General features: G+C 59.2%; 9 protein-coding genes. 6 read left to right on the forward strand and 3 right to left on the reverse strand.

The annotated features are described in order from the left end of the window. Window positions 1-103 precede the first annotated feature (103 nt). On the forward strand, window positions 104-487 hold the full coding sequence (gene uraH, locus J1G33_RS12320; RefSeq protein ID WP_179119841.1) for a hydroxyisourate hydrolase: 384 nt from the start codon (window positions 104-106) through the stop codon (window positions 485-487). Window positions 488-646: 159 nt separating this feature from the next. After that, window positions 647-5,881 carry a DUF6543 domain-containing protein gene (locus tag J1G33_RS12325; RefSeq protein ID WP_223018160.1) on the forward strand — a complete coding sequence of 1,745 codons (5,235 nt, stop codon included), beginning with the start codon at window positions 647-649 and terminating at the stop codon, window positions 5,879-5,881. Here the strand turns inward: J1G33_RS12325 and J1G33_RS12330 are convergent. Together J1G33_RS12330 and J1G33_RS12335 are read right to left on the reverse strand one after the other, a co-directional pair. Then, the gene (locus J1G33_RS12330; RefSeq protein ID WP_032880122.1) at window positions 5,865-6,503 is read right to left on the reverse strand and encodes a LysE family translocator; all 639 of its coding nucleotides are present in this window, start codon (window positions 6,501-6,503) and stop codon (window positions 5,865-5,867) included. The genes J1G33_RS12325 and J1G33_RS12330 overlap by 17 nt on opposite strands. Before the next feature lie 13 nt (window positions 6,504-6,516). Further along, window positions 6,517-7,863 (reverse strand): NCS2 family permease, encoded by a 1,347-nt coding sequence (locus tag J1G33_RS12335; RefSeq protein WP_005789942.1) that lies wholly within the window; start codon window positions 7,861-7,863, stop codon window positions 6,517-6,519. A gap of 307 nt (window positions 7,864-8,170) precedes the next feature. On the opposite strand from J1G33_RS12335, the gene J1G33_RS12340 reads away from it, so the two are divergent. Continuing rightward, window positions 8,171-8,773 carry a glutathione S-transferase family protein gene (locus tag J1G33_RS12340; protein ID WP_032880125.1) on the forward strand — a complete coding sequence of 201 codons (603 nt, stop codon included), beginning with the start codon at window positions 8,171-8,173 and terminating at the stop codon, window positions 8,771-8,773. An 8-nt stretch (window positions 8,774-8,781) separates the two neighbouring features. Here J1G33_RS12340 and J1G33_RS12345 read toward each other — a convergent pair whose 3' ends face one another. Continuing rightward, window positions 8,782-9,678, reverse strand: a complete 897-nt coding sequence (locus J1G33_RS12345; protein ID WP_032880126.1) for a LysR family transcriptional regulator — start codon at window positions 9,676-9,678, stop codon at window positions 8,782-8,784. A 111-nt stretch (window positions 9,679-9,789) separates the two neighbouring features. Between J1G33_RS12345 and J1G33_RS12350 the strand changes: the two genes are divergently transcribed. From J1G33_RS12350 to J1G33_RS12360, 3 genes are read left to right on the forward strand one after another with little or no spacing between them, the layout of a single operon-like run. Next, complete coding sequence (locus J1G33_RS12350) at window positions 9,790-11,082, forward strand: citrate:proton symporter (RefSeq protein ID WP_032880128.1); 1,293 nt, start codon at window positions 9,790-9,792, stop codon at window positions 11,080-11,082. A gap of 1 nt (window position 11,083) precedes the next feature. Continuing rightward, entirely contained in the window at window positions 11,084-12,409 is a 1,326-nt protein-coding gene (locus J1G33_RS12355) for an acyclic terpene utilization AtuA family protein (protein WP_223018161.1), read from the forward strand. Continuing rightward, window positions 12,406-12,726, forward strand: a complete 321-nt coding sequence (locus tag J1G33_RS12360) for a hypothetical protein (protein ID WP_078821936.1) — start codon at window positions 12,406-12,408, stop codon at window positions 12,724-12,726. Before J1G33_RS12355 ends, J1G33_RS12360 begins: the two co-directional genes overlap by 4 nt. Window positions 12,727-13,009 lie beyond the last annotated feature (283 nt).

Genomic DNA, 13,009 nt, shown 5'->3' on the forward strand with positions numbered 1-13,009 from the left:
GGGTGGAAGCGCTGTGAAATTTATTGTGTACAATTTTTTATAAAAGTGTCTTAATCGGCCATCGCCGGCTTTTTCACTGCCCTGAAAGAGTGCGGGTTTCTCTATGACTGACTTCGGGAGGCGCATAAAAGCCATGGGACGTTTGACCACACACGTTTTGGACGCCGCACACGGCTGCCCCGGCAGCGCGATCAAGGTCGAGTTGTATCGCGTCGAAGGCGCGCAGCTTGAACTGGTGGGTAGCGCCGTGACTAATAGCGACGGCCGTTGCGACGCGCCGTTGCTGCAAGGCGATGACTACCGCAGCGGTGTCTACCAATTGCAATTCAGCGCTGGCGACTACTACCGCGCCCGCGGTGTGCAACTGCCGGAGCAGGCTTTTCTCGACGTGGTGGTATTGCGTTTCGGCATCAGCGCCGAACAAGACCATTACCATGTGCCACTGCTGATTTCGCCTTACAGCTACTCCACCTATCGCGGTAGCTGAGTCGTCACCTCGCTTCACACCCCCCCAAAAAAATGCTCTTCGTTGGTTTCGCCCGCGCACACTGCGGGCTTTTTTTGCGCGCGCTGCATTCAACTATCTAAAGCCTTAAGTGCCTGTGCGTTGCCTAGGCTCGGTGTTTTCCTCAATCAAGAAAACATCATGGCCTCACTCAACCACATCCCCGACCCAGAAGATCCGGAGATCGCTGCTCAAGCAACGCTTCAGGGTATGCGCAGCCAGCTGACCCGGCGAATCAACGCTCACGCCCATCCAAGCCGCCTGATCAATCAGATTGCTTTTGCCGAACTGCGCTGCGTCGAGGTAATAAAGGTGCTTGGAAGGCTGATAGCGCGCGCGCCAAAAGTTTTGTGGGTGATCCGCGACGAGCTACGCAAAGAGTTTGAAATAGACCCGGACACCCTGCTGTTCACCGTGCCCAAACCACCAGCAGAACCCCAGAAAGTCGACAGCCTGACTGATCGGGCGCTGCTGTCACTGGCCTTGCCCGCAGTGCCGATCAACCTGAATCAGTTCACTGCCCTGAGCGTCAAGGGTGACCCGACTCGCCAGTTGCCTTATACGCCGTTGCAAGTGCTGCAGCGAGTTATCGCCATGAAGCTGCAAGACAGAATTGCCTGGTCGGCCACGCCTTATTGGGACGCGCTGCAGCCCGGTTCCTCGCAAACACGCAGGGGGTATTGGGCAGAGCTGCACGCCGAACTCTTCGCTGACCGGGCTTTTATGGCGCAGCAATTGGACGAGCTGTCGAGTGCCGGGATGGCTCTGCTTCAGGCCCTGATCGACGCACCCAGTGCTGGGGCGCGCCAGCGAGCAGGGGGCGATTGGGCCACTGTGCGAGCGAGTTCGTTGATGTGGCCGGGTACGCCTGCGGTTGCAATTCCCGGTGCATTGCATATCTACCGTGAAGGCGATCCTGATGGTGCACCGCATGTGATTTATCTGCCGGGTGTGGTGCGCAATTTCTACGAGTACCCGTCCTTCTTCGACCTGCAATGCGGTTTGGTAAAGTTGGCCAGTGAGTCACTGTTCGACGAACTCTGGCAATGCCTGCCGTTAGAGCGCCGACATGAGTTGTGTCGGCCTACGGACCTGACCCCCGCGTTAAGCGTGGATCGCGGTTCGACAATCTCCGGTGATGCGCTGGCGATGAGCGCGCAAGCGTTGCTGGAAGGTCAATGGGAAAACGAGCTGGCCTGTGCGCTGGCGATCAATCACGCACACGTGTTTTCTCCAAAAAAGCCGCGACCTCAACCGCTGACCGCTGTGCCTTTTCTGCGTTTTATCGAGCGTGCAAGGAAGCAACTGGTCGGTAAAGTCCGGCTTGGGACCCTCCTCTATCAATTGCTCAAGTGGGACGAGCAGCGACGACGCGCAGAAATTATCTTTGCCAGCACCGCGCCCGGCCTGGCCCTGCTCACCGCAGAACAGCAGGTCAAACGCTACGAAAAAGGTCTGCTCGCACTATTCAACGCCGATGACCTGAGCGTCGAGACTGCAGCGCTTGAGGAATTTGTGGTGCTTGAGAGCCAACTCAAAGCGCATAAAGAAGCGTTGAATTCGCTGATTAACGGTGCACAGCAGCGGCTCTACGATATGCCTTTTTGGATTGAGCGCCCAACCGGTGCGCACAAACGTTATGCCTTGTTCCTGCGTGCCCATGTCGAGGCCCTGCGCTGTGAGGTTCAGTTGCAACACCGGCTCAAGCTGATACCCACTGCACATCAGGACTTGGTGATGGAGGTCGTGGAGCGGCTGTCGGCATCCAAATACGTGGGCGGTAAAGCCCAGGTGTTTTCGGTCTCTGTGGGCAGCGTGCAGGCTGCCTTCTACCCGCTTCATAACGTTTGGGTAGTGGCTCGGGCGACGGCGATGAAGCACCCGTCCCGTGGGGTTCCGGTCGCGCTGTATGCATTCGGGCAATATGGCGGGCTGAAGGCTTTTTCAGGCCTGGACGCTTTGACCCGCGGTCTGAAAGCCAGCCTCGGGAGCAGTGATGATTCGGTCCTGTGGGGCTGTATAGAGCACGATAAGCGTCACGACTTACGTGACCATGCCCGGCGTGAAACCCTGACGGTGCGCTATGAACCCATTGAGGGGAACCCTGCGACGGTTTCTTTCAAACACTTGATGGCCTACTACTTTCGCTTGAACAAGCGCATTGAGGGTACTGCCGGTCTGTTCAATGAGGTAAAAGATGCCGAGCTGAGCCGTTTGTTGCTATTGGCTGAGCTGGACGCGCACTTGAAGATTCCCGACAGTCCCGCCTTGAACCAGGCTCAGGCCAACATTGATCTTCTGCGCAAGGCTGCGCTTGAGGCAAAAAAATTGCCACAGTGGTTAGCGGGCGCAACACCTGCCCAGCTTAAACACTTCAAGCGCTTGCAGCGCCGGTACCTGAGCAGCGCCTTTGCCTCTGAAAGCCTGCTTGAACGCTCTCTGACTGACTTGGAAACGTTCGCCCGCCGCAAGTTGATCGCCCGTTTAACCGAGGATGGTTTCTACCCGGAGCTGGACATCGACAAGCCCCTGATCACGATGCCGGACGATGTCAGAGGCAGCTTCTGCGGTAATCAAAGCCACTGCACGCCGGGCAATCGCGGGCAGGTCCTGACCCCAAGTACTCAAACCACAACCTTCAGCATGTTGCAGCTGGCATTGCATAATCTTGATCCGCAAGCACCCTGGGTGCCTTGGCGATTGAATCGAGCAAGCTATCTGCAACCGCAGTGGAAGCAACGGCTGAACAAGGACTATCTGATCAAGACAGTCTCCTCGCTGGATATCGGCGGAAACTACAACACGCAGATCAACCACACCTTCTACCCCACGGTTAAAACCAAACCGAGTTCGGATGCGGGTCGCATTCCTGCGCTGATCAATCGCACGCTGGATGAATGCGCGCACATGCAGCTTTTTTCGGCGGTTAAACAAGGGCTCAGCACCTTTGCACAGAGCCTGTTCAGCACGGCGATGGCGGCGCGAACGCCTGAGGACCTGCTGAAAAATGGGTATGATTTGAAGTTGTACGTCGTTCATCTGGCGGCGCACACGATGCAGCATGATCGCTATATCTCAGGGGTCGTGGTCATGCAGGATCAGGGCAGCGAGCGTTGCGTAGTTTACTGGCCTGCTGCGCCGCATGCCTTGATCATCACCGAGTACATCAGCGTGGCGGTGGCGCGGGTAGAACTCAGTCGCGTTGCCGCTTCGGCTGACCTTGTAAAGTTACTGGCGCGGCAGGTAGCGCCCGGTTGGGCATTTGACGCAATCATTCATGACGCCGATGAAGCAGGAGAGCCTGGATGGCTTTCTGTCATGCCGGATGCTTATTATTTCGAAGGTAAGTGGAGGCTCCCTGGTTTTGTTCGCTCCTTCAGCATTACACATCTGCAACCGACGCCAGTGCTCGATGAGATCGAAAAACTGATCCGCGAGCAAATTGCCACTAACCCGTCAAACTGGCTGGCGATCGTTCCCATATCCCACAGTGAACCCAGGGCATTGCTGTATTACGCCAATGTGCTGGATTTGCAACGCCGCACTCAAGCGGCGAGTAATTCCGGCAAGGTGCTGGATGAGTATCGTGTCCGCCGCCTTGCGGAGCAGACTGATAGCAGCCTGCGAGCGCTCATATCGTTTTTCTTTCCGTTATTTGCGCTGGCTAACTCCTTTTATGAATTGCTGATTGTGGCACGACGTTTTCACCGTTTCGCAGACCCCAATGATGTCGTGGATATTGTGTTTATGACCCAGTATCTGGTGTTCGATTTGTGGCAGACCTTTACCCCCGGCCCCAAGGTCAGAGGCGTAGCGGCGGGTATCGTGCGGCGCCCGCTGGGGGCGGTGTTGAATCGGATACATCGTTCGCATTTCAGCCGTGGCCGAGTGCTGCGTCAGGCTGCGCCTTCTGCGGCCGCGTTAAAACCCTTGGATCGTTTCAAAGTCAAGGGCGTGCCTCCGGATGCTGTGGCGCTCAAAGGGCGTGGCAGGGAGGGCGTTTATGTAAAAGACGGTCAGCAATTTGTAACGGATGACACTCACCATTATCCCGTTTACCAACGTGATAGCGAGTCTGCGTTTCGGCTGAGAAACATGCTGAAAAGCGGTGAGGATGAGTTGGTCCTGAATATCCATCAGCCCAAGGAGTGGATGCTGGAGGCCGATAATCCTCAACCTGGGCCCAGCTCCGGGGTGCATGACCCATGGCGCGCTCCCCGGGCGCCCTCGTCGGATTGGCAACCCCCTCGTGAGCGCATGGCGACTGAGAACCGGATTGTCCAGTCACGTACAACGGACACCCAGTGGTTGAGTTGGCGTGCTCAAGTTCACCCCCGTGACATTGTGGGCTTCCCTGCGCCTGGAGTGTTTGAGGTTGGCTCGGCTCCCAGAGGTTCTTCGCTCAATGCCAGGTTTTTGCGCGTGGCTCCTCCTTATACCGACTTCCAGGATCCGAACAGCGGTTTTTACCGGATGCTCCCGCAGGGCGACCATGCATCGTTGACCGACCTGGTGTTTATCACCCGAAATGAGCCACCGGGGCCATCCGCGCGAGCCGATATCATGCGCTGGACCAGCACTGATATTCGCGACCAGCCCATTCCCGTATCACGCCTGCCTACAGGTGAATGGCAACATCATTCGGCGCTGTTCGACAGTTCGTTGGAGCACTCTGTGGGCAGGGCCTTTCCCTCCATGACGAATGAAGCTCGAAAGTTTACCGTCATGAGAATGATTGAATTGGCAGATCCTTCCCACTCTGCCACGGCAAGCCATTTGCTCGGCATCCGCGCGACGCTGGACGAATGGCTACCCCCGCTCCCTGCGAGGAGCGGCCAAACGGACGATTTACTACGGATGTTGCGGACTAATGAACGGCGCAAGCAATATCTATACGTCGGTTTCGAAGGCAAGGCACCCGGCTTCACGCGCGTTGATTTCACGCCGCCTCATCCGTTAGACCCGAGCCTGCAATATGGTGTCGTCCCGGTCAGGACGCAGAGGCTTGAAGCGGAGCGCGCCGCCGTCAGGACCGTGCTGGAGCAGCAGGGTTACCGCGTCGAGGACTTGTCTGTGCGGCGCGCAGGGATGCGTTTTGGAGAACCCAGTATTGAATCAGTCGTTACTCATCCCCGTTCGAACACCATTTACTACGTGGCCTACCAATGGCTTGAACTGGGGCGAATGACCGTGAGAGGGAAGCTTTCGAACCGTTGGGTTCGGATAGCCATCAACTCACACCCCGACTCTCTTTTATTAAGGGCAGTTGACACCGCGATGCAGGAACAGCGCTTGGTGCGGATTGTGGCCGGCATCCAATGGCCCACAAAGGGGCGTCTCGATCCAACTGTTTATTTCGTCAAATTGACCCCTTAGCATTGATGAGTGCCATCGCACCGGCGCCGCCGAACAGTGCCGCGCTGATGCGGTTGAACCAGCTCTGGCCCGAACCGCTGCGCAAGTAACGCGCTGCGCCATGGGCACCCAGACCGTAGGCCAGCTTGCACAGCAGGTCGAGCACCGTCCAGGTGGCGATCATGATCAGCAATTGCGGCAGGAACGGTTGCTGGCTGCTGAGAAACTGCGGCAGGAAGGCTGCGAAAAACAGGATGTCCTTGGGGTTGCTGGCGCCCAACACAAAGGCTCGCCCAAACAACGCACGAAAGCGCGGTACAGACGGCGTTTGTGGGACTTCGGCGCCTTCGCTCGGCAGACGCGATTGCTGCCAGCTCTGCCAGGCCAGGTAGAACAGGTACAGCGCGCCGACAATTTTCAAGGCACTGAACAGCTGTTCCGAGGCCAGCAACAAGGCCCCCAGACCCAAGGCCGAAGCACTCAACAGGCAGATCGACGCAAACACTCCGCCCAAAAACGCCGGGTACGAGCGGCGCAGGCCGTAGTTGAGACTGTTGCTGATCATCAGCAGCGACAATGGCCCTGGAATCAGGATCACGATCAATGCAGCCCCACTGAACAGCAGCCAGGTATCCAGGTTCATCATTTGCTCCTTTTTATAAAAATATGAATTTCGCAATGAAAATCGCGCACAACACCCACAGGCTGACAGAAATCTCGCGGTACTTGCCGGTGCCGGCCTTCAGCGCTACATAGGTGATAAAGCCCAGAGCGATCCCGTCGGCGACCGAGAACGTCAGCGGCATCATGATGGCAGTGACGATCGCCGGAATGCTGTCGGTAGCTTCATCCCAATTGATATGGGCCATGCTCGCCATCATCAGCATCGCTACGTAGATCAGCGCGCCAGCGGTGGCGTAGGCGGGAATCATGCCGGCCAGTGGTGCGAAGAACATCGCCGCCACGAACAGCACACCCACCGTTACAGCGGTCAACCCGGTGCGGCCACCGGCTGCCACACCTGCGGCGCTTTCCACGTAGCTGGTCACTGGCGGCACGCCAACCATGGCGCCGAACACACTGGAAGCACTGTCGGCCTTCAATGCGCGGGACAGGTTGTCGATCTTACCGTCGGCCTTGACCAGCCCGGCCCGTTGGGCAACGCCCATCAGTGTACCGGCAGTGTCGAACATGTGTACAAAAAGAAAGGCAAATACCACGCTGATCATGCTCACATTGAACACACCCATCACGTCCATCGCCATCCAGGTCGGTGCCAGGCTCGGTGGGGTGGAGAGAATGCCGTTGTAATGCACCAGGCCCAGGCCCCAGCCGGCCAGGGTCACGGCGATGATGCTGATGAGAATTGCACCGAATACACGGTGATAACTGAGGATGGCGATCAGCAGGAAGCACACCGCCGCCAGCAGCGGGGCGGGTTCATGCAGGGAGCCGAGCTTGATCAGGGTGGCCGGGCTGTCGACGATGATGCCGGCGGTTTTCAGGCCGATCACCCCGAGGAACAGGCCCACCCCCGCACCCATGGCATGACGCAGGCTGACCGGAATACTGTTGAGCAGCCATTCTCGGATGCGTGACAGCGTCAGAATCATGAATAGCACACCCGAGACAAAGACCGCGCCGAGAGCGGTTTCCCAGTTGTAGCCCATGGTGCCGACCACGGTGTAAGTGAAAAACGCGTTCAGGCCCATACCCGGCGCCAGGCCCACCGGCCAGTTGGCGTACAGGCCCATCAACAGGCACCCCAGGGCTGCGGCGATGCAGGTGGCGACAAAGGCCGCACCGTGATCAATACCGGCGTCGGCCATGATGTTGGGATTGACGAAGATGATGTAGGCCATGGTGATGAAGGTGGTGAGGCCGGCGATCAGCTCGGTCTTCACTGTGGTGCCATGCAAGCGCAGTTTGAACAGGCGTTCCAGCCAACCGCCTTGCGGCGTGGCCAGGTCCAACGTAGGGGCTTCGGTTTTACGGCTATCCACAGCGAGTACTCCTCAATCGTTTTATTGTTATGTCCAGCGCCGGTCACATGAGTGGGCAACAGCGCTTTGAGGTACTGGCGGGTTTGTTGACCAAAAGGTCAGGAACTCGCACGAAGCGAATTATGCTTTTGTATACAAATAAAGCAAATAATGTTTTCGAATGTCTGGGCGAAAGTGGATGAAAGGCTGACTCCCAGGGGGACAGGTAGATTTATTCCGCCCGCCGCCTTGAAACATTGCCGCAATACCCGCACTTTGAGGGCGCAAGCATTCGCTCGGAATGCGCAAAGCGGCATAAGGGGAGCCCATGTACAAGGTTTATGGCGATTACAAGTCGGGCAACTGCTACAAGATCAAATTGATGCTTAGCTTGTTGGGGATCCCGTTTCAGTGGATCGATATCGACATCCTCAAGGGCGACACCCAGACCCCTGAGTTCCTGGCGAAGAACCCCAACGGCAAGATCCCGGTGCTGGAGCTGGAAGATGGCACCTGCCTATGGGAGTCCAATGCGATTCTCAATTTCCTCGCCGATGGCAGCGAGTTCCTGCCCACGGAACCGCGCCTGCGCACCCAGGTATTGCAGTGGCAGTTTTTCGAGCAGTACAGCCATGAGCCGTATATAGCGGTGGCGCGGTTTATCCAGTTTTACCTGAATATGCCGCAGGACCGTCTTGAGGAATACAAGACCACCCACAAGGGCGGTTACAAGGCATTGAGAGTCATGGAGCGCCAGTTGCAAGCCACGCCGTACCTGGTGGGCGACACCTATTCGATTGCTGATATCGCGCTGTATGCCTACACCCATGTAGCCCATGAAGGCGGCTTTGATTTGGCGCCTTACCCGGCGGTGCAGGCGTGGTTGCAGCGGGTGGCCAGCCATCCCAAGCACGTGGCGATGCTGGATTGAGTTCACATTTAGAGCGATGTGCTTGTAGATAATGTGCTGTTGAGCAGTTCAAAGCAGCGCTGCGCCGCTGGGCTCAATGCCATCGCGCTGCGTGTGATCAAGCCGATCTCCCGGTTCACGCCGGGATGATCGATGTCGATTCGCTTCAATCCCTCCAGGCTGTCCGCCGCCGATTCCGGCAGCACGCTGATCCCCAACCCCTGGCGCACCAGCGCCAATACCGTCGACATGTAGTTGGCCTCCATGCCCGCATTCAGCGTCAGCCGTGTCTGGTCGAACAGTGCGTCGACCTGTTCGCGCACGCTGCTGTCACGTCCGGTAAGGATAATTGGCTGGTCGGCCAGTTGCGCCAGGGTCAGTGACCGATAGCGCGTCAGCGCATGATCCAGCGGCACAAACGCGCACAAGCGATCATTGAGCACCGGCTGAAATTGCAGGCCATGGCTCAGGCGCGCCCGTACGCCGATGCCGAAATCCACCTCGCCGTTGCGGACCTGGGCATGGATGCGATGGGCCACCAGGTCATGCAGGCGCACCTCGATCCCGGCAAAGCGCTGGCGAAACAGGCGCAAGGCCGGGGGCAGGGCGCCGGCGCAAACTGACGGCAGGGCGGCGATGGTCACCACGCCGCGACGCAAGGCTGCGAGGTCGCGTGAGCCGGTGACGATGTTGTCCAGGTCCAGCAGCAGTTTTTCCATGGGCCCGCGCGCATCCTGGCCGGCAGCCGTGATGCTCACATGGCGCGGGCTGCGGTCGAGCAGGGCGACGCCGAGCCAGTCTTCCAATTGCTGTACTTGCACGGTCAGGGCCGAAGGCGACAGGTGCAGCTCGTGGGCCGCCTTGGTGAAACTACCGGTGCGGGCCACCGCGAGGAAGGCCTGGATGTGCTGGATCGAGTTCTTCATTTTGTTTTTCCGAACGTGCTAGGCCGAATATTCCAATTTACAAAGACTAACCCGCTTCCAATACTCCGGGAAAACAATAACCGGCCCAAAACGGCCACCCTGGAGTTATCCATGCTCGCAACCCTGGGCGTCATCACCATTCTCAGCCTGCTTGTCGCTGTCATGAGCAAGCGTCTCTCGCCACTGGTGGCCCTGATCGCCTTGCCGATCATCGCCGCGCTGGTCGGTGGGTTCGGCCTGCAAACCAGTGCCTTTATCATCACCGGTATCAAGAACGTCGCCCCTGTGGTCGGCATGTTTGTGTTCGCGATCCTGTTTTTCGGGATCATGACCGATGCCGGGATGCTCGACCCCATCATTGATCGCATCCTGCGCACGGTAGGGACGCGTCCTACACGAATTGTGGTCGGCACCGCGACGCTGGCGTTGCTGGTGCATCTGGACGGCTCCGGCGCGGTGACCTTTCTGGTGACGGTGCCGGCGATGCTGCCGCTGTATACGCGGCTGGGCATTGATAAACGCATCCTCGCCTGCGTGTGTGCGATGGCCGCAGGCGTCAACTTCCTGCCCTGGACCGGCCCGGTGCTGCGTTCGTCGGCGGCGCTGCATGTGCCGGTGGCCGATCTGTTCCAGCCGTTGATCCCGGTGCAGATCGTCGGGCTGATCTTCGTCTTCGCGTGCGCCTGGTGGCTGGGCCATCGTGAAGAAAAGCGCCTCGGCCTGGGCGCCGGTTCCGGCGTGGAGGCGGTGCCGCAACGGGTGCTCAGCGACGACGATATCAAGCTGCGCCGCCCACGGTTGTTCTGGGTCAACCTGATCCTGACCGTGCTGGTGATGGTGGTGATGATTGCCGGTTGGGTCGACCCGGTGGTGATGTTCATGCTCGGCACCGTGGTTGCGCTGTGCATCAACTACCCCAACGTGGACGCCCAGCGTGCGCGCATCGACGCCCATGCGAAAACCGCCCTGACCATGGCCAGTATCCTGCTCGCCGCCGGGGTGTTCACCGGCATCATGCAAGGCTCCGGCATGCTCAAGGCTATCGCCGAAGTAGCGGTGGCGCAGATTCCGGCGGGCCACGGCAAGTTGATCCCGGCGGTCGTGGGGTTCCTGTCGATGCCCCTGAGCATGTTGTTTGACCCCGACTCCTACTACTTCGGCGTGATGCCGGTGATCGCCGAAGTCGGCAAGGCGCTGGGCGTCGACCCCCTGCAAGTGGCCCAAGCCTCGTTGCTGGGCGTGCACACCACCGGTTTTCCGGTCAGCCCGCTGACGCCCGCGACCTTCCTGTTGGTGGGCCTGTGCAAGATCGAGTTGGCCGATCACCAGCGATTCACGATTCCTTTTCTGTTTGCCGCCTCGGTGTTGATGACCCTGACGGCGTTGCTCCTGGGAGTGATTTGAGATGAACACCTTGCGCATTGGCTCCGGCGCCGGCTATTCCGGTGACCGTATCGAACCTGCCGTGGAACTGGCCGAACATGGCGACCTGGATTACCTGGTCTTCGAATGCCTGGCCGAACGCACCATTGCCCTGGCACAACAGGCGCGCATCGGCGACCCGCAGGGCGGTTATGACCCGTTGCTGAGTGAACGCATGCGCCGAGTATTGCCCTGCGTGGGCCAGCCCGGCGGTCGCCGTCGCTTACGGGTGATCACCAACATGGGCGCGGCCAACCCGGTGTCGGCGGCCATTGAAGTGCGGCGCATTGCTGCCGAGCTGGGCCTGGGTTTGAAGGTTGTAGCGGTGGTGGGGGATGATGTTCTGCACGCTTTGCCTGCCGAGCAGTTGTTGGATAACGGCCAGACCGTGGGTGCGCTGGGCGAGCGGCTGATTTCCGCGAATGCCTACTTGGGTGTGGAGGGCATTATTGAAGCGCTGCGCGCCGACGCCGATGTGGTGATCACCGGACGCGTGGCCGACCCTTCGCTGTTCCTGGCGCCGCAGATGTTCGAGTTCGGCTGGGCCTTCGATGATTGGCAACGATTGGGCCGGGGCACGTTGGTGGGGCATTTGCTGGAGTGCGCGGGGCAGGTCAGTGGCGGTTACTTCGCTGATCCCGGTTTCAAGGATGTGGAGAATCTGGCGCGCCTGGGCTTTCCCCTGGCCGAGATCGACGCCGACGGCAATGCGGTGATCACCAAGGTGGCAGGCTCCGGTGGGCGGGTCAGTCGCGCGACCTGTGCTGAACAACTGATCTATGAAGTTCACGACCCAGCAGCCTATTTGACCCCGGATGTGACGGCCGACTTTTCCCGGGTGGGGTTTGTCGAGGAGGGTGTGGACCGGGTGCGCGCTGAGGGGGCGAGCGGGCGTGCTCGGCCTGATCAACTGAAGGTCAGCGTCGGTTATCTGGACGGTTGGATCGGTGAAGGGCAGATTTCCTACGGCGGTCCCGGTGCTGTCGCACGGGCCGAGTTGGCGCGGGACGTGGTGCTCAAGCGCCTGGCGTTGATCGGCGTAAACATGCAGGACCTGCGCGCCGAATTGATCGGCATGGATTCATTGCACGGCCCGCGCAGCAGCGTCGAGCCTTGGGAAGTGCGCCTGCGGATTGCCGCCCGTTGTGACGAGCGCAGCGACGCCGTGCGGGTTGGCAATGAAGTGGAGACCCTCTACACCAACGGCCCGGCCGGCGGCGGTGGGGCGAGCAAGAGCGTGCGTCAGGTGGTGGCGGTGGCATCGTTGCTGTTGCCCCGTGAAGCGGTCAAACCGAGGATTGAAGAATGAAACTGCACAGACTGGCTCATTCCCGCACAGGGGATAAGGGCGACACGTCAAACATCTCGATCATTGCCTATCGTGCGCAAGACTACCCATTGCTGTGCGAACAGCTGACGGCCGAGCGCGTCACGGAATTTTTCAAGGATTTGCTCGAACCGCTTGCGGCCCCGGTTCGGCGTTATGAATTGCCGAATGTGCAGGCGCTGAACTTCGTGTTGCCGGGCATCCTGCGTGGCGGCGTGACCCGCTCGCTGGCGCTGGATGCCCACGGCAAGTGCCTGGGCTCGGCACTGCTGGATCTCGACCTGACAACACTGACTTAACAACACCGCACCGCAAATGTGGGAGCTGGCTTGCCTGCGATGCGCATAGGTATCTACACAACTTGATAGCAACCGACGGTAACCACGATGCGAAGCGAGCCGCTCTTGATCTGCCTTTGATCTTAGGCGCCCCGTCAAACCACGCTGGCCGGAATTCGACAGGGATTTGGGGGGTAAACCGGCAGGGATGCCGGTTTAGCCGCCCCGCGGCATGGATGGCGCGTGGCGGCGGCCCCCCAAATCACTGGCGGATTACGGGCACACCGAGCCCAGGCGAGGTGCC

Source organism: Pseudomonas sp. P867 (assembly GCF_019891455.1).
Lineage (GTDB): Bacteria > Pseudomonadota > Gammaproteobacteria > Pseudomonadales > Pseudomonadaceae > Aquipseudomonas > Aquipseudomonas synxantha_A.